The sequence below is a fragment of the Pseudomonas sp. PDM09 genome, from assembly GCF_014852305.1.
Classification (GTDB): Bacteria; Pseudomonadota; Gammaproteobacteria; order Pseudomonadales; family Pseudomonadaceae; genus Aquipseudomonas.
Map to the genome: position 1 here is coordinate 40483 of NZ_JACVBI010000013.1, position 15975 is coordinate 56457.

The following is a 15975-nucleotide window of genomic DNA, read 5'->3' on the forward strand; positions in this document are numbered from 1 at the left end:
AAGCCCGCTCCCACATTCAATCTTTATTGGACACAGGTTTTGTGTACGTCTGAGATCCAGTGTGGGAGCGGGCTTGCTCGCGAAGGGGCCTTCACAAACGCCACATAAAATCACATGTCAGCGAACCCTCGCCCCTCTGCCGCCAGTTCACCAATCAACCGCGCCGGCGCCCAGTGATCGCCCTGCTTGGTCTCAAGCTGCAACAACCGCAGATGAATAGCTTCCAACCCTTGCTGATCCGCCCAGGCCATCGGCCCGCCCTTGTCCGCCGGGAAGCCATAACCGTTGAGATAGACCAGGTCGATGTCGTGCGCCGATGCCGCGATGCCTTCCTGAAGAATCTTCGCTCCTTCGTTGACCAGCGCCAGCAAACAACGCTCCAGAATCTCTTCAGGGCTGATCTCGCGACGCTGGAACCCCAACCCTTCGCTGATTTCCAGCACCAGCGCATCGACTTCCAGATCGTGCTCAGCCTGACGACTGCCCGGTTCGTAGTGGTAATACCCATCGCCACTCTTCTGACCAAAACGCCCCAGCTCGCACAAGCGGTTGTCCACTTGAACCTCCGGCGCATCCTGGCCTTTGCCAGCCAACTCCCGAGCGCGCCACTCCAGGTCGATGCCAACCACGTCGTACATGCGGAACGGCCCCATGGCGAAACCAAAATCTTGCAGCGCCGCATCCATCTGATAAGGCAAAGCGCCCTCCAGCAGCATCTTGCGCGCTTCGAGCACGTACGGATGCAGCATGCGGTTGCCGATGAAGCCATGACAGTTGCCCGACACCACGCTGACCTTGCCCATGCGTTGGCCCAGGGCCAAGGCTGCATCGAGTACCGCCGGCTCCGTCTGGGCGCCGCGCACGATCTCCAGCAATTTCATGATGTGCGCCGGGCTGAAGAAATGCAGGCCCAGGACCTGTCGCGGACGGCGTGTGGCAGCAGCAATGGCGTCAATGTCCAGCGCTGAGGTATTGCTGGCCAGAATCGCTTCAGGTTTCATCAGGCCGTCGAGTTCGCGGAAGATCTTCTGTTTCAACTCGAGATTTTCGTAGACCGCTTCGATGACCAGATCGACGTCGCGGATCGCCGCGTAATCGGCAGCCGCCGTTACCCGTGCAATGCGCGCATCCGCCTCGGCCTGATCGATCCGCCCCTGACGCACGTTGTGGGCGTAAGTCTCAGCCACGCTGGTCAGCGCTTGCTCAAGCATCTGCGGATTGTTATCGACCCATTGCACCGGCACCCCGGCGTTGGCCAGGCACATGACAATGCCACGGCCCATGGTGCCGGCGCCGATCACGGCGGCGCGCTGAATATCGAACGGTGTCTGGCTCATGATTGTTCTCTTGTTAGCGATCCAAAGACAGTCCTCACCATAGTCAGGCGCCGGGCTTTTTTGAAGTTTATTCCTGTGATGAGCGACATTCAGGGGATGGATAAGCTTTCAAAAACACCGATATCCCTGTGGGAGCGGGCTTGCTCGCGAAAGCGGTGTGTCAGGCAACATCAATGTTGATTCTGATGGCCTCTTCGCGAGCAAGCCCGCACACATTGACGGTGTTTCAACTTGGTAGATGCGCTTGGGCCCAGTCGCGCACGTCGCCATACGGATAATCCTCCAACGCCGCAAACCCCGGAATCGACCGCGCCTTGAGCTTGGTAAACAGCGGCACGCTGATCCCACACAGAAACCGCGTCACGCGCTCTGCCGATGGAACACTCCCCGTGTGCTGCTCGTGCCTGTGGATAAAATCACCACACAGCGCCTCGAAATTTTTATCCACAAGCGCTGGCAATTCCGGTGGCGCTGGCAATCGCCCCACGTGACCGTGACACACGGAACAATGCCCACACTGCCGGGGTGCGTGATCGTCGCCGAAGTACTCGGCCAGGCGGTAACCCAGGCAGTGGTCGGTAGCGAACAGATCGAGCATGGCGTGAATTCGCGCGATCTCGGTGCGCTCGTGTTGGGTGAAGTAGGCGTGCAATTCAGCGCTCAGGGTTTGGGAATCAAAGTCCGCTTGCAGCAGGCTGTAGACCTCGGTCATCTGCTTGCTTTCGACCTCGACCCAGCCCTTTTCCTGAAAATAATCCAGCGCCTTGACCACCCGACTGCGCTCGGCGGAATACTGCTCATACAGCGCATCGAAATTCACCGTGGCCCAGGTCCGTGCGCGGCTGGAGGTCTGGATGATCGCCGAGACGAAGTCCTTTCGTTCACCTTCAAATCGGGCAAGTAATGCTTCGGGTTCCTGCAAATACTTGAAGCGGTATTCGGCGTAATAGGCATAACGCGGGGCGATCATTGCGCGCAGTTCCAGCTGCACCAGCAAAGTCTTGAGCGGTAACTGGCGAATGTTGCTCTGATCGGCCAAAGGTCCCAGCAGAAACTCCCATTGCCCCTCGGGCGCAGTGGCTTGCAACTCGTCGAGCACGCAACGAATGCCGTCCCGTTCCGGCGTGTCGCCGTAGACGAAGTTTTCCAGCACGTTGAGGCTGTCGCGGTTGGCCAGCACCAGGCAATCGGATGGCTGCCCGTCACGCCCGGCGCGACCGATTTCCTGACTGTAGTTTTCGATGGATTTGGGCAGGTCGAAATGCACCACGTTGCGGATATCGCTTTTATCGATACCCATGCCGAAGGCAATGGTGGCGACGATGCAATTGGACTGCCCACCCATGAACCGCCGCTGGATTGCTTCGCGCTGTTCGTGCGGCAAACCGGCGTGATAGGCCTCGGCCTGAATGCCACTGCGCCCCAGATGTTCGGCGATGTGCTCGGCGGTTTTCTGCAGGGTGACGTAGACAATACTAGGCTGGCCGGGACGCTGGCTCATCCACTCGACAAGGCGTCGTCGCTTGTCCTGGCCGCGTACCGGTTCCACCAACAGATTGAGGTTGGGCCGGTAGAAACCGGTCGTCACCACATCCTCAGGGGCAATGGCGAATTTAGCCTGCATGTCGGCGATCACCTTGGGTGTCGCGGTGGCGGTCAGCAGCAGCGCCTGAGGGATGTTGAACTGGCGCTGATAGTCCGGCAGCTTGAGGTAATCGGGGCGAAAGTTATGGCCCCATTCAGAGATGCAGTGGGCCTCGTCCACCACCAGCAGCGAGATCGGCACCTGCTGCAAAAAATGGCGGAAGCGCTCGTTCTTCAGACGCTCCACGGAAATCATCAGAATCTTCAGCTCGCCGGACTTTGCGCGGGCCATCACATCGCTGGCGTCATCGCGGCTCTGGGCCGAATCGATACTGCCCGCCGCAATGCCGTGGCGCTGCAAGAACGCTAACTGATCCTGCATCAACGCCAACAGGGGCGACACAACCAACGTCAGGTGCGGCAGCAACAAGGCCGGCAGTTGATAGCAAAGAGACTTGCCCGAACCGGTCGGGAAAATCGCCGCCGCCGAGCGCCCGGCCAACACAGCACTGACCGCCGCCTCCTGGCCGGGTCGAAACTGTGGGTAACCGAAAACCTGTTCCAGGGTGTTGTGCATAAGCTGTCACTCCGTTGACCGCTGCGAAGCCCAAAGCCTAGCCGGCGAACGCAACGAGTCGAGAAAAGGTCGGGGTAAAAACGATACTGGATGATACAGCGGATAGGTCGGGGAGACTGCACGGCGCAGGGAATGGGGCGGCTGGCAGATCGTTTTCGCGAGCAAGCCCGCTCCCACATTAGACCGAGTTCCTACGTAAGAACGCGGTCAACTGTGGGAGCGGGCTTGCTCGCGAAGAGGCCAGCAATATCACCCAAAAAACATCAATAAAACATTAATAAAAAATCAGGGCACCAACACCGCCACCCGCAACTGCTCATCCAGCGCCTGCTCATGAAACACTCGGCTCTTGCTCGCCCAAACTGCATAAGCCGGGCTGATTTCGCCCGTGAACGCCGCCGCCAACTGACGCAAATCAGCGACGTTGCGCACACGTGGGCAGAAGAGTTCGCCGTCGCAGTCCTGACTGGCATTGCGGTAGGTGACCAGCAACCGATCCCACAACCCGTCACGCACTTGTCTGACCGATTTGAGCTTCACAGCCTGCACACCCAGTCGCTGTTTCAGACCCTGTTCATCCAGCGCTTCGCTGGCCAGCAGCGCCTTGCCCACCATCAACACCTCGGCGCGGGATGCAGTGTCGACATCTGCCTGGGTGGTCAGGGCATCGGGCCAACCGGTATGTTCAAGAGCCAGCGAATGACCCGCATCGGTAGCGCCCGCGATCCGCCAAACACCGGCCCATAACAACAAAATCGAGGCCATACGTAGCCATTGCATACCTAATTCCCTTTAAGAGTCGACTCAGACGTTTCGAAACGTCCTACAAAATCTGGCGCGCACCCTACGGAGATTCAGTGCGCCACGCCTGACAATCCCGTAGGAATATCGACCTCTCGGGGGAAAAGCTTAAAAAATAGTCGGAACGTGCGTAGGCAAAGGTCGATAGCGCCGGTAAACCCCCTACAAAACCCGTCCATTTACGTCTTATTGCGACGCCTCGCTGCAGCCCTCTATAGTTTCCGACTCGGCTGAAAACACTGTGTCGGCCCGCCGGCGAGCCTGCCCGATTTCCCACAGGACTGACCTCGATGAACACGTTCCAACCGTTAACCAACCGCTATCGCCCGCTCAAAACCAGCTACAGCGAAACCCCCGTGCTGGTCATCGACACCCAAGCCAATCCTCACGAGATTCTCGACGCCGCCCAGCAACGCATCCGCGCCGCCAGCGATTTGCTCGAAACGCTCTATTGCCTGTGCTTCAAACAGGCTGACGTGAAAGACATTCCAAACATCGTCAGTGCGCTGTACCTGCTGACCCAGGATGGTCACGAATTGCTTGAAGTTGCCCGGCAGCGACTGCCGAGAATCACCACCAATTGATGCCAGAGCAAATCCAGAACCACATGAAGATCCCTGTGGGAGCCGGGCTTGCCCGCGATGAACGATAACGCGGTATGCCTGATGAAAAACGAAACATCCGATGCTCAACGACAACTCGATAAAGCGGCCTGCGGCACATGGTTCAGAGCACAAGTACAAGCCAGCCTCGACGACCCTCGTCCCTGCATTCCCAATCAAGAAGTCAAACGCGTAATGGCAATTAAACGAGAGAAAATGCGGAAGGGATAAGTCCGTCAGCAACGGCCTATCAAAGCTTCATCCCGTTCCTACAACCGAAGACACCTTGTCGCCTATCGCTGCCCGCAACTCACACCTATAGTCGTGACTGTCGCTGCCAAATCAGCGGCTCGGGCTTGGTCACCCGAATGGATCATACTTACGCGTTCGCTGTATGCTGCCGGCACCTCAAGTGTCTGCACGCTTTATGGTGGCTGTGTTTGGGACGCCTTCGGGCGTGCCGGGTATGCGTGTGATCCTCACCGGTTGACCAACCTGAACACAGTCCACCTCCCATCGCTTGGTCACGATGGTGGTGGCTTCATTTGATGCATTTGAGGATAAACACAATGAATTCATGGAAACCGCTCACCGATCGTTACCGCCCACTCCAAACCAACCTCACCGATTCCCCGCCCCTGATCATCGACACAGAGGCCAACCCCCAGGACATCCTCGAAGCCGCCCTCCAGCGCATCCGAGCGTCCAGCGATCTCCTCAAAACCTTGCACTGCGTTTGCTTCAAACACGGCGACGTAGAAGACATCCCCCACATCACCCACGCGCTCTTCTTGCTGACCCAGGATGGCTGCGATCTGCTACAGGTCGCCCAGCAACGCATGATGGGCTGGAAAGCGCCTGCCTGACGTTAAGCACTAACAGGCAAGCCACGCCCTTGTGAGAGCTGGCTTGCCTGCGATGAATACACGCGTAATTTCAATTCTGAACACAAATCGCCAGACATCTATAAACGAACGTCAATCCAGGTAACGTCATCGTCCATGTCAGTGATAGCAATTTCAGGAGTCCTCAAAACCTCAGCCTGGAAAGCCTCGCTCATATCGGCCCAGAAACCGTCCGTAGCAAAAACTAGCCGCTCACCTGCCAGAGCATTTCGAATCACGATCTCCGGATCAGGCGCTTTGCCTATTTTGTAGCTTCGAGTAATCCGGTTACGCGCTGGATCGCACGCCAGCTCGCGGTGTGATCGGTCGCGCTTCCAATTGGCCAGGCAATGAGGCGTCGTTATCCACCCAATGCCCATCCCCGCATCAACTATCCCGCAGCCGCAGTCACCCTCGTAAGCAATCGTCAGCAAGCCGTTTGCGACAACTGCCACCAAGTAGCTGGTTGATCCGCAGAGCTCAGAAAATAGTGGGGCATGTAGATCAGTGAGCACTGACCGAATCAACTGTGTAGCCAACTCATGAGTATCGTCGCCGCTTCCCTGCTCGACTCTCGACTGATAGGTGTCCATCAGTCTCTGAACCAACCCTTGGGCAAGTTGACCGCTACCGGCCTTCGATGTGCCGTCCACAATAACGAATAGGCCTCTGACCCCATCGAACACTGCATCAGCGTAATCGCGATTTTCTTCCCTGGCCTGCCCTTTTACGGATCTGGTCGCGTAGATCATCCTAGTCGGCTCAACTCTTTCATACGTTGAAAAATGAGCTTGCCGCGTTCCGGGTTGGCTCTCACGGAGCTTGAGCTTTGAATCGCATAGTCAATGCCATTGAGTTTGGCCAGGTCCCCGACACCACTGGCAATGAACTGCACTAGCTCAGCATCAGCGCTCAAAATCTCTTCCAATAGCTCCGGCCGACCGTCGATTAAAATGACGATATCCTCCACATCCTTGTGATACGGATCTCCTTCGCCACGACCGCTGAAGGCTTCAAGCTTGGTGGCCAGGAAATAGGGTGGCTTGAAAATCTTAATAGCTGTCCCGCCTGGTAACACGAACGTCACCGCGTGAGCGAGCCCCTCTACGAACCAGCGGTTGGCATAGCCAAGCACCGCTGCATCTGACGGCATCACATCGACAATGATGTCGTTGAACCGGAATCGGCAATTGACCTCATCCTCTCCTGTGATCTTGAAGCCCTTAGCGGCCAAGCGCTGCGTTAACTTCTCCCAGGCTGGAATACCCGCAAGTTCAATCACCAAGTCAACGTCATCGGTGAAGCGAATATCGTCGAGCACAGCTTCATCTGTGACCAGCATTGCGGTTGTGCACCCGCCAACAAAGGCCACTTCCGATAAAAACTCATCCCCCAATCCCTGCGCGACGAACTCAATCATCTGGTAGTTGTGGTCAGCATTCGCACTCATAAACCCATACCTGCCTTCAGCAAATTAATGGCTACTTTGCTCTCCCTTGGTCCTCCAACCCTTACCGCATCAACAAGCGCCAGATAGTGATAAAGCGTCCGGTCCTTCTTCACGGCATCAGGCACAGTCTTGTACAGAGGCTCAATGGCTTGACCTCTCTCACTACCGATCGGATCGGGCCAGACGGGAATCAGATCACCTGCGCTTTTAAGGTGCCTGGACAGCGCCGGCGCGGCAAAGCCCGTCGGGATGCCACGGACAATTGCACCCAGCCTCACAGGGAAAAAATATTTGAGCGCATGCTCTGCAATACCCAGCAACGCTCGACGATTGACCTTCGGCAGAGAGGTTTCAAAATCATTGGTCAGAAGTCCTGCTTCGCGGCAACGAGCAATCGAATTTGATACCTCACTCTTGCTAAGTCCTAGTGAGGATGAAAGGGCTCTGAGTGAATAGCACTCGGCCCAACTGGTAATCGGCGTTTCCAGCGCAGGTTCATCCCACCCCTCCCAATCTGCCAGCGACTGCATACCCCATTCGGCCGTGTTCGAACCGAATACCCCCCAATCCGGGTGCTGGTCCTGCTCTGTAGGGCCGGCAGAAGCAGCCTCGGATTTTGAATCAGCGAAGGCACCATGCCCTGCTCCAGACACATTCAGGGCGAAACCTACGTTAGGGATCGGTGCGCTGCCGATAGCGGGCGTCGAAACTGGCCCCCCCATTTGGAAGCCTTCTTCCTGCGCGTGGAGACTGACCATTTTGAACAGAAGAAAAATATCTTGACTCTTCATGAACCCAATCACTCCAAGTGTCCACATTCCATAAAACGTGGACACTTGTCGCATGCGTAAACTTTTATAGTCAAGGCATTTTTGTAACAGCACGACACCTATGCACCCACGCGCACTAGCTGACGCAAAGGCTCTCACGCTAACAAATGCGAAAAAACGAAGATGTAGGACGTGGTGTGGGAGATTTCCCAAAGCTGTAACAGCTTCTGAAACGACTGAGCCATTCGAATGCCGTCATGCTCAAGTCCATGCAATCATCCCCCATCGCATGCACTCCACGGACAGCACCATGAACCTCGCCCCCAACTTCCCCGACGACCACACCATGCACCTGCTCATGCAGCTGCTGCACGAAGAACTCGGCCTGCCCGAACGCAAAACGCTCAGCCTCACCACCTCGATCAACTTTGACCTGGGTTGTGACGGTGCTGATGCGCGGCATCTGATGGAAGCGTTGGAGGAACAGTTCGCCATCGACTTCGTTGACTACGACGCTTATCGCTACTTTCAGCCGGAAGGGTTTGATGTGTTTCTCAAGCGTCGGGCCAAGGGTCGTGGCGACAAAGTCCCGCTGACTATCGGAATGCTCTACAACGCGATCAAGGTGCAACGGTGGGACACTGAGAAGTTGGAAGGCATCTGTTCGAACGCGTAAGTGGCATTATTCTGGCTGTTTAGCGCTTTTTCAGCTGGAATAATGGCAGTTGTATTTCTGATGGTCCGAATCGCGCCCACAAAAAAGCCGCCCTCAAAGGGCGGCTTTTTCATTCGCTAAATCCAGGCCTTACAACTTCGGCCCAGCAGCCTTGATCGCGTCGCTTACATCAAACTTCTTGAAGTTCTCAACAAACAACCCAGCCAACGCTTTAGCAGCTTCATCGTAAGCAGCCTTGTCAGCCCAGGTGTTACGTGGGTTCAACAGGCCAGTCTCAACGCCCGGTACGGCCAGTGGCACGTCGAGGTTGATGGTGTCGAGGTGTTCGGTTTCAGCACCGATCAACGCGCCGCTCTGGATCGCTGCAATCACGCCACGAGTGGTCGGGATGTTGAAGCGTTTGCCGACGCCGTAGCCGCCGCCGGTCCAGCCGGTGTTGACCAGGTAGACCTTGGAGCCGAAGCCGCGGATGCGTTTGATCAGCAGTTCTGCGTATTCGCCAGCCGGGCGCGGGAAGAAGGGTGCGCCGAAGCAGGTGGAGAAGGTCGATTTGATGCCGCTGCCGGAACCCATTTCGGTCGAGCCCACCAGAGCGGTGTAGCCGGACAGGAAGTGGTAGGCCGCTTGTTCTTCGCTGAGGATCGACACTGGCGGCAATACGCCGGTCAGGTCGCAGGTCAGGAAGATCACCGCGTTTGGCTCGCCACCGAGGTTCTTCTCGGAACGCTTCTCGACGTGCTCCAGCGGGTAGGCTGCGCGGCTGTTCTGGGTCAGGCTGCCATCGGCGTAGTCGGCCTTCTTGGCGTCGTCCAGCACCACGTTTTCCAGGACTGCGCCGTGCTTGATGGCTTTCCAGATGACGGGTTCGTTCTTCTCGGACAGGTCGATGCACTTGGCATAGCAACCGCCTTCGATGTTGAACACCACGCCCTCGCCCCAGCCGTGCTCGTCGTCACCGATCAGGTAACGGCTTTCGTCGGCGGACAGGGTGGTCTTGCCGGTGCCCGACAGACCGAAGAACAGGGTCACGTCGCCCGCTTCGCCGATGTTGGCAGCGCAGTGCATCGGCAGCACATCGGCGGCCGGTAGCAGGAAGTTCTGCACCGAGAACATGGCTTTCTTCATTTCGCCGGCGTAACGCATGCCCGCCAGCAGCACTTTCTTCTGGGCGAAGTTGATGATCACGCAACCATCGGAGTTGGTGCCGTCACGCTCTGGCACGCATTCGAAGTTGGCAACGTTGAGGACTTGCCACTCTTCACGGCCAGCCGGGTTGTACTGGGCCGGGTTGATGAACAGGCAACGACCGAACAGGTTCTGCCAGGCAGTCTGGGTGGTCATCTTCACGGCCAGGTAGTGCTCTTCGGCAGCACCTACGTGCACGTGGGAAACGAAATGCTCTTGCGCGTTGTTGAAGGCCTCGACGCGAGCCCACAGGGCATCGAATTTGTCGGCCGGGAACTTGCGGTTGATCGGGCCCCAGGCGATGGCGTCCTGGGTGGTCGGCTCTTCAACGATGAAACGATCGACTGGCGAACGGCCGGTACGGTGACCGGTGCGAACAACCAGCGCGCCGGTATCGGCAAGCTCGCCTTCACCGCGATTCAGGGCTTCTTTAACCAGATCATCAACACTCAGATCGGTGTACACGGCGTTATTGGCTTGCGTCATGAGGTTCCCCGTCGGCCAGTGGCCGAGTGCTCCAAACGTTTTGTAGTAGAAAGTCGTGCACTACTACCGCGAAAAAAGTGGGCCGGATTATGCCAGAAAAGCCCAAAAAGTGTAGGGTCCTCCCGTCAGAACGGCGTTATTCCGGCGTTAAGCAGTGAATTTACCTGCGCTGAAACGTTTTAGTGACGGGTATCTGACGGCGTATCGACCCCTGCACCAGCAAACAATTGGGTGATATCGGCTGCGTCGAACAGGTAACGTTCGTTGCAAAACTGACAATCGATCTCGATACGGCCGCCATGTTCGACGACCAGCTTTTGAGCATCTTCCAGACCCAAACTGACCAGCGCATTGCCCGAGCGTTCCCGAGAGCAGCTGCAACGGAAACGTAGTTTCTGCACATCGAACAGGCGCACTTGCTCTTCATGGTAGAGACGATGGAGCACGGTTTCGTTGTCCAGGCTCAGCAATTCATCGGCTGTCAGGGTACTGGCCAGGGCGGTGATGTGCTGCCAGCTGGCGGCGCGTTCTTCTTCGTCTTTCAGACGGTCGGCAGGCAGTTGCTGCAGCAACAGGCCGCGGGCACGACGGCCATCGGCATAGAGCCAGAAGCGGGTATTGGTCTGTTGGGACATGACGAAGTAGTTGGTGAAGCAATCGGCCAGGGTTTCACCGTCGAGATCGACGATGCCCTGATAGCGCTGGCCCTGAGTCGGGTCGACGGTCAGCGCCAGGACACCATTGGGCATCAGATCGGCAAGGGTCGCATCCGGGGCAATCCGGTCGGCTTCGTAACGAGCCAGGCCACGAATTTCGCGCTCGCTGGAGCACTCGATCATCAGCAACGGCACCGGGCCTTCGGAACGGGCCTGCAGAATCAGCAAGCCATCAAACTTCAAGGTGCCAACCAGCAACGCTGCCGCTGCCATCAACTCGCCCAGCAGTTGTGCGACCGGCTCCGGATAGGCGTGTTTGGCGAGGACTTCGGCATAGCTACGCTCCAACCCAACCAGCTCGCCGCGGGTGTCGCTGTCATCGAAGATGAAGCGTTGGGTGAAGTCGTTATCCGATAGATGGGTCATAGGTCTGGGTATCTGAAAGGGTGACAAAAAAGAAAAATCGCGTCATTTCCGCATTTTTGGGCGGGCAACGTTCAGCCGTAAGGGCATTTTATGAACAATCCGGGGTTGTTCCAAGCAAGGTCAAACCTCGGTTTTCGACGAACGGTATTTTCATTTGGCCGCTGTCGAGTACACCCATATGGCTGCACAGGTGTGCGATTGCAAGTCTGTGCCCGACGGCGATCACTACTCGTCGTTGCTGTTACCGCGAAACTTGAACAGATCCCGGCGCTGCTTCTTGCTCGGTTTGCCATCGGTGCTCACGCCCAATGCTCCGGCCTTGCGCATGGCCGCAGCCGCTTCGCGTTTGGCAATGCTGGCTTCGGTTTCGGCATACAGGGCCTGAGCCTCCGGCGCGCCACGACGCACGATCGACAGCGCCTGGACCACCACCGTGCGCTCCTCGAAGCCGGTGCGAATCTGAAACTCATCGCCGACCCTCGGCTCCTTGCCTGGCTTGCAGCGCTCGCCCCGGCAATGCACCTTGCCGCTTTCAATCGCGGCCTTGGCCAAGGCACGTGTTTTATAAAAACGCGCGGCCCACAACCATTTATCGAGACGGACCTTGTCGTCCTCTTCGCTTTTTTGTGCCATTGGATGACCTCATTCTGAAATATCGATGAACTGTACTACCGTTTCTGTCGTGCCATGAATCACCACGCTGTGGATTAGAATGCAGGCATTCCCCCGCACATTGAGGGATGGAAATTCGGGCAGTAGATATCTGTCGCCTTTTACCCATTATTCTGCGTGAATACCGCGAATTCGGCCGCACGCGGCCTGAGCGGTTTTTGCCGGTTGAGCACTTTTGAAGACATTTGACCATTTGACCGTTATCGGTCTGCGCGAGTGGGTGGCGCTCCCGGATTTGGGAGTCGCTGGCCTTCGGGCAAAAATCGACACCGGCGCCAGCACCTCCAGCCTGCATGCCACCGACATCGAGCCGTTCGAGCGCGACGGGGAACAGTGGGTGCGCTTCACTGCGCACCTGGGTACGGTGGTGCAACTGCGGCACCGGCGCTGCGAAGCCCCGCTGGTAACGAGGAAAACCATTAAAAGCTCCAATGGCCATGCGCAGATGCGCTATGTGGTCAGCACCACCCTGGCCCTCGGTGATCGGGTCTGGCGGGTCGAGTTCACCCTCGCCTGCCGCAAGTCCATGCGTTATCGCCTGTTACTCGGTTCAAAAGCCCTGATCGACGGCCAGTTGGTGGTCAATCCGGGCATTAAATATGTACAAGACAAGCCGGTGTTCCCGGTATCTACCTTCTCCACAGGTGTTGCATGAAGATCGCTGTGCTGTCGCGGAACCCGCGTCTGTATTCCACCCGTCGTCTGGTCGAAGCCGGTATAGAGCGTGGCCATGAAATGGTGGTGATCGACACCTTGCGCGCCTACATGAACATTGCCAGCCACAAGCCGCAGATCCACTACCGTGGCAAACCGCTGGAGGGTTTCGATGCAGTGATTCCGCGGATCGGTGCATCGGTGACGTTTTACGGCTGCGCGGTGCTGCGCCAGTTCGAAATGATGGGGGTGTTTCCGCTCAACGAATCGGTAGCCATTGCCCGTTCGCGAGACAAACTGCGGTCGCTGCAATTGCTGTCGCGCCGAGGGATCGGTTTGCCGGTCACCGGCTTTGCCCACTCCCCGGATGACATTCCTGACTTGATCGAGATGGTCAACGGCGCACCGCTGGTGATCAAGGTGCTGGAAGGCACTCAGGGCATCGGTGTGGTGCTGTGTGAAACGGCCACGGCGGCGGAATCGGTGATCGAGGCCTTCATGGGCCTGAAGCAAAACATCATGGTTCAGGAATACATCAAGGAAGCCGGCGGCGCGGACATTCGTTGCTTTGTGGTCGGCGACAAAGTGATCGCGGCGATGAAGCGTCAGGCCAAGCCGGGGGAGTTTCGCTCCAACCTGCATCGCGGTGGCAGTGCGAGCCTGATCAAGATCACACCGGAAGAAAGAATGACTGCTTTGCGAGCGGCGAAGGTCATGGGCTTGGCGGTGGCGGGGGTGGATATCCTGCGCTCCAATCATGGCCCGCTGGTGATGGAAGTGAATTCGTCGCCGGGGCTTGAAGGGATTGAAACCACCACCGGGAAAAATGTGGCGGGGATCATTATTGAGCATCTGGAGAAGAATGGCGGGCCGAATATGACGCGGACCAAAGGGAAAGGCTGAAGCTGACTCGGTGATCGTTCCCACGCTCTGCGTGGGAATGCAGCCCGGGACGCTCCGCGTTCCCTCCAGAGCCGAACGCGGAGCGTCCGAAGAGGCATTCCCACGCAGAGCGTGGGAATGATCGGGTTAGACCGCATCCCGCGGCAACATCAACCCAAGCGGCAACCGCACCCGCGCTTCCAGCCCACCACCGGAGCGGTTGCGCAGCTCGACATTCCCGCCATGCATCGAAGCGATCCGCTTCACGATCGCCAACCCCAACCCGGTCCCCTTACCGCCCCGGGCCCGATCGCCACGGGTAAACGGGTTGAAGATCGCCTCCAGCTCCGACGGGTCGATTCCCGCGCCACGGTCCATGACGCTCAGCACCACATACGGCGCACTGGTATCCCCGGACACATAAGCCGCCACTTCAACGCCGCTGCCGGCGTGATGCAAGGCATTGCCGATGAGGTTGTTCAGCAACCGTTTCATCGACACCCGCCGTAGCGGGAACGGCTGGATCGGTTCCAGGCGCAAGCGCACTCTCTCTTCGTTCTGGTTATACGGCGCGGCAACTTCGCGAACCAGATCGCTCAGGTCCACTTCTTCCACCGACTCATCACGTCCGTCACGAATGAAGGCCAGGAACTGATCCAGAATCGCGTCCATGTCTTCGATGTCGCGGATCATGTCGTCTGTCAGGTCACTGTGGGCACCCATCAGCTCCAGGGACAGCCGCAAACGGGTCAGGGGCGTACGCAGGTCGTGGGAAACCCCGGCCAGCATCAGTTCTCGCTCGCGGCCGGCCTGTTCGACGTCTTCAGCCATTTGGTTGAAGGCGCGATAAACCTCGGTCATTTCGCTCGGTGTATCGCTGATCGGCAGGCGCACGCTGCGGCCCTGACCCAGTTGCCTCGCGGCATAGACCAGGCGTTTTAGCGGTTGATTGAGCTGGCTGACGAAAATCCACGCCGAGGCGGTGGACAGCAGGCCAATGGCGAGGAACCAGCCGAGCACATTCCAGATTTTCTGGCCGCGCAATGGGTGCGGATACAACGGCACTTTCAGCCAGCCATCGCCCAGGCTGGGTGCCCGCACCCACAGCGCCGGCGGTGAGTGCATGCGTAATCGCACTTCGGTGTCGGCGCCCAGTTCGGCCTGCATCTGGCGCTGGTAGATCTCGCTGTAGGGCCAGTGCTGTTCGCCTTCTGGCACACCGGCACCCACCACCCGGATCAGGGTCGCGGCATCGGCGATTTTGGTGCGGTTTTCTTCATCGGCGGCCCAATAGGCACGCAGCGTCAGGGCGACGCCGTGGCTATATTGGCGATCCACCAGCACATCTTCGTTCATCAACAGATAAACCAGGGTCAGCGCCTTGGAGAACAGGACGACGATCAGCACCAGCCACAGGGTGCGGGAGAAGAAGCTCTGGGGGAACCAAACAGGGGTTTTCATGAGTAACCGCTACACACTTGCAGGAGCGAGCATGCTCGCATATTGCGGATCACGGGTCTGCGGGAAAGGTCATCTGATCCCTTGCCCGCAAGACCCGCTCCTACAAATCACCGATCACTTCGTGGCGGCGCCATCCGGAACGAACACGTAACCCACGCCCCAGACAGTCTGGATGTAGCGTGGTTTGGATGGATCGGGCTCGATCATCCGGCGCAGACGGGAGATCTGCACATCGATGGAACGCTCAAGGGCATCCCATTCGCGGCCACGGGCCAGGTTCATCAGTTTGTCGCGGGTCAGTGGTTGACGCGCGTTCATGACCAGCGCCTTGAGCACCGCAAACTCACCGGTGGTGAGCATATGCACTTCGTCGCCGCGCTTGAGTTCGCGGGTGGCCAGGGACAATTCGTAGTCACCGAAGGTCACGCTTTCGTCTTCGCTGCCCGGGGCCCCCGGCACCGGTGCCGCCTGACGACGCAGAACCGCTTTGACCCGAGCCATCAACTCGTCCGGGTTGAACGGCTTGGCCAGGTAATCGTCGGCGCCCAGTTCCAGGCCCTTGATGCGGCTAAGTTCATCGCCCTTGGCGGTCAGCATGATGATCGGAATCTGATTGTTCGCCGTGCGCAGGCGGCGGCAAGCGGTCAGGCCGTCTTCGCCGGGCAGCATCAGGTCGAGGACCACCAGGTTGAACACTTCACGCGCCAGCAGGCGGTCCATTTGTTCCGTGTTTGGGACGGCGCGGGCGCGGTAGCCCTTGCTGACGAAAAAGCGCTCCAGCAGGCTGCTCAGCCCGGGATCGTCGTCAACAATAAGAATTTTTTCGCCTTCAGCAATGTTTGCAGTGCTGCTCATTGGATGCTCCTTTGATC

At 57.9% G+C, this 15975-nt stretch carries 17 protein-coding genes; 6 read left to right on the top strand and 11 right to left on the bottom strand.

The window, feature by feature from the left end; genetic code table 11:
* Nucleotides 1-110: 110 nt before the first annotated feature.
* From IB250_RS26265 to IB250_RS26275, 3 genes are all read right to left on the bottom strand, one after another.
* The gene (locus IB250_RS26265; RefSeq protein ID WP_192346414.1) at nucleotides 111-1337 is read right to left on the bottom strand and encodes a 3-hydroxyacyl-CoA dehydrogenase; all 1227 of its coding nucleotides are present in this window, start codon (nucleotides 1335-1337) and stop codon (nucleotides 111-113) included.
* A gap of 226 nt (nucleotides 1338-1563) precedes the next feature.
* Nucleotides 1564-3498, bottom strand: a complete 1935-nt coding sequence (locus IB250_RS26270) for an ATP-dependent DNA helicase RecQ (protein ID WP_192346416.1) — start codon at nucleotides 3496-3498, stop codon at nucleotides 1564-1566.
* Nucleotides 3499-3783: 285 nt separating this feature from the next.
* On the bottom strand, nucleotides 3784-4278 hold the full coding sequence (locus IB250_RS26275; RefSeq protein WP_192346418.1) for a polysaccharide deacetylase: 495 nt from the start codon (nucleotides 4276-4278) through the stop codon (nucleotides 3784-3786).
* A 311-nt stretch (nucleotides 4279-4589) separates the two neighbouring features.
* On the opposite strand from IB250_RS26275, the gene IB250_RS26280 reads away from it, so the two are divergent.
* The 3 genes from IB250_RS26280 to IB250_RS26285 all read left to right on the top strand — a co-directional run bounded on the left by IB250_RS26280 (nucleotide 4590) and on the right by IB250_RS26285 (nucleotide 5767).
* Nucleotides 4590-4883, top strand: a complete 294-nt coding sequence (locus tag IB250_RS26280) for a hypothetical protein (RefSeq protein WP_008076544.1) — start codon at nucleotides 4590-4592, stop codon at nucleotides 4881-4883.
* A gap of 81 nt (nucleotides 4884-4964) precedes the next feature.
* Complete coding sequence (locus IB250_RS29125) at nucleotides 4965-5132, top strand: hypothetical protein (RefSeq protein WP_412548354.1); 168 nt, start codon at nucleotides 4965-4967, stop codon at nucleotides 5130-5132.
* Nucleotides 5133-5470: 338 nt separating this feature from the next.
* Nucleotides 5471-5767: a hypothetical protein gene (locus IB250_RS26285; RefSeq protein ID WP_192346420.1), complete on the top strand. Its 297-nt coding sequence runs from the start codon at nucleotides 5471-5473 to the stop codon at nucleotides 5765-5767.
* Nucleotides 5768-5865: 98 nt separating this feature from the next.
* Here IB250_RS26285 and IB250_RS26290 read toward each other — a convergent pair whose 3' ends face one another.
* Genes IB250_RS26290 through IB250_RS26300 form a run of 3 tightly spaced genes read right to left on the bottom strand, consistent with a single transcriptional unit; the run spans nucleotide 5866 to nucleotide 8080 of the window.
* Nucleotides 5866-6537 (bottom strand): PP2C family protein-serine/threonine phosphatase, encoded by a 672-nt coding sequence (locus tag IB250_RS26290; RefSeq protein ID WP_192346422.1) that lies wholly within the window; start codon nucleotides 6535-6537, stop codon nucleotides 5866-5868.
* Complete coding sequence (locus tag IB250_RS26295; protein ID WP_192346424.1) at nucleotides 6534-7235, bottom strand: hypothetical protein; 702 nt, start codon at nucleotides 7233-7235, stop codon at nucleotides 6534-6536. Before IB250_RS26295 ends, IB250_RS26290 begins: the two co-directional genes overlap by 4 nt.
* A complete protein-coding gene (locus IB250_RS26300; RefSeq protein WP_401172055.1) occupies nucleotides 7232-8080 on the bottom strand; it encodes a MarR family transcriptional regulator in 849 nt (282 codons plus the stop codon). Before IB250_RS26300 ends, IB250_RS26295 begins: the two co-directional genes overlap by 4 nt.
* 235 nt (nucleotides 8081-8315) lie before the next feature.
* Here IB250_RS26300 and IB250_RS26305 point away from each other — a divergent pair, with 235 nt between their 5' ends.
* Entirely contained in the window at nucleotides 8316-8681 is a 366-nt protein-coding gene (locus IB250_RS26305) for a DUF1493 family protein (protein ID WP_192346426.1), read from the top strand.
* A 129-nt stretch (nucleotides 8682-8810) separates the two neighbouring features.
* Here the strand turns inward: IB250_RS26305 and IB250_RS26310 are convergent, their stop codons facing one another.
* The 3 genes from IB250_RS26310 to IB250_RS26320 form a co-directional block, all read right to left on the bottom strand.
* Nucleotides 8811-10352 carry a phosphoenolpyruvate carboxykinase gene (locus tag IB250_RS26310; protein ID WP_192346428.1) on the bottom strand — a complete coding sequence of 514 codons (1542 nt, stop codon included), beginning with the start codon at nucleotides 10350-10352 and terminating at the stop codon, nucleotides 8811-8813.
* A 179-nt stretch (nucleotides 10353-10531) separates the two neighbouring features.
* Nucleotides 10532-11434, bottom strand: coding sequence for an Hsp33 family molecular chaperone HslO (gene hslO, locus IB250_RS26315; protein ID WP_192346430.1), 903 nt, complete (start codon nucleotides 11432-11434; stop codon nucleotides 10532-10534).
* 225 nt (nucleotides 11435-11659) lie between these two features.
* On the bottom strand, nucleotides 11660-12067 hold the full coding sequence (locus IB250_RS26320; RefSeq protein WP_007903079.1) for an RNA-binding S4 domain-containing protein: 408 nt from the start codon (nucleotides 12065-12067) through the stop codon (nucleotides 11660-11662).
* Between the two features lie 232 nt (nucleotides 12068-12299).
* On the opposite strand from IB250_RS26320, the gene IB250_RS26325 reads away from it, so the two are divergent.
* Nucleotides 12300-12761 (top strand): ATP-dependent zinc protease, encoded by a 462-nt coding sequence (locus IB250_RS26325; protein ID WP_173667533.1) that lies wholly within the window; start codon nucleotides 12300-12302, stop codon nucleotides 12759-12761.
* Nucleotides 12758-13663 (top strand): 30S ribosomal protein S6--L-glutamate ligase, encoded by a 906-nt coding sequence (gene rimK / locus IB250_RS26330; protein ID WP_007903081.1) that lies wholly within the window; start codon nucleotides 12758-12760, stop codon nucleotides 13661-13663. Before IB250_RS26325 ends, rimK begins: the two co-directional genes overlap by 4 nt.
* A gap of 126 nt (nucleotides 13664-13789) precedes the next feature.
* Here rimK and IB250_RS26335 read toward each other — a convergent pair whose 3' ends face one another.
* Complete coding sequence (locus IB250_RS26335) at nucleotides 13790-15103, bottom strand: ATP-binding protein (protein WP_123498188.1); 1314 nt, start codon at nucleotides 15101-15103, stop codon at nucleotides 13790-13792.
* A 114-nt stretch (nucleotides 15104-15217) separates the two neighbouring features.
* Complete coding sequence (ompR, locus tag IB250_RS26340; RefSeq protein ID WP_007903084.1) at nucleotides 15218-15958, bottom strand: two-component system response regulator OmpR; 741 nt, start codon at nucleotides 15956-15958, stop codon at nucleotides 15218-15220.
* Between the last annotated feature and the right edge of the window lie 17 nt (nucleotides 15959-15975).

What these genes read in the sequence shown, in the direction of transcription:
- hslO (WP_192346430.1), bottom strand. Translation starts at nt 11,434, where the DNA reads ATGACCCATCTATCGGATAACGACTTCACCCAACGCTTCATCTTCGAT.
- ompR (WP_007903084.1), bottom strand. Translation starts at nt 15,958, where the DNA reads ATGAGCAGCACTGCAAACATTGCTGAAGGCGAAAAAATTCTTATTGTT.
- IB250_RS26280 (WP_008076544.1), top strand. Translation starts at nt 4,590, where the DNA reads ATGAACACGTTCCAACCGTTAACCAACCGCTATCGCCCGCTCAAAACC.
- IB250_RS29125 (WP_412548354.1), top strand. Translation starts at nt 4,965, where the DNA reads ATGAAAAACGAAACATCCGATGCTCAACGACAACTCGATAAAGCGGCC.
- IB250_RS26305 (WP_192346426.1), top strand. Translation starts at nt 8,316, where the DNA reads ATGAACCTCGCCCCCAACTTCCCCGACGACCACACCATGCACCTGCTC.
- IB250_RS26290 (WP_192346422.1), bottom strand. Translation starts at nt 6,537, where the DNA reads ATGATCTACGCGACCAGATCCGTAAAAGGGCAGGCCAGGGAAGAAAAT.
- IB250_RS26275 (WP_192346418.1), bottom strand. Translation starts at nt 4,278, where the DNA reads ATGCAATGGCTACGTATGGCCTCGATTTTGTTGTTATGGGCCGGTGTT.
- rimK (WP_007903081.1), top strand. Translation starts at nt 12,758, where the DNA reads ATGAAGATCGCTGTGCTGTCGCGGAACCCGCGTCTGTATTCCACCCGT.
- IB250_RS26335 (WP_123498188.1), bottom strand. Translation starts at nt 15,103, where the DNA reads ATGAAAACCCCTGTTTGGTTCCCCCAGAGCTTCTTCTCCCGCACCCTG.
- IB250_RS26270 (WP_192346416.1), bottom strand. Translation starts at nt 3,498, where the DNA reads ATGCACAACACCCTGGAACAGGTTTTCGGTTACCCACAGTTTCGACCC.
- IB250_RS26320 (WP_007903079.1), bottom strand. Translation starts at nt 12,067, where the DNA reads ATGGCACAAAAAAGCGAAGAGGACGACAAGGTCCGTCTCGATAAATGG.
- IB250_RS26310 (WP_192346428.1), bottom strand. Translation starts at nt 10,352, where the DNA reads ATGACGCAAGCCAATAACGCCGTGTACACCGATCTGAGTGTTGATGAT.
- IB250_RS26265 (WP_192346414.1), bottom strand. Translation starts at nt 1,337, where the DNA reads ATGAGCCAGACACCGTTCGATATTCAGCGCGCCGCCGTGATCGGCGCC.
- IB250_RS26295 (WP_192346424.1), bottom strand. Translation starts at nt 7,235, where the DNA reads ATGAGTGCGAATGCTGACCACAACTACCAGATGATTGAGTTCGTCGCG.
- IB250_RS26285 (WP_192346420.1), top strand. Translation starts at nt 5,471, where the DNA reads ATGAATTCATGGAAACCGCTCACCGATCGTTACCGCCCACTCCAAACC.
- IB250_RS26300 (WP_401172055.1), bottom strand. Translation starts at nt 8,080, where the DNA reads ATGCGACAAGTGTCCACGTTTTATGGAATGTGGACACTTGGAGTGATT.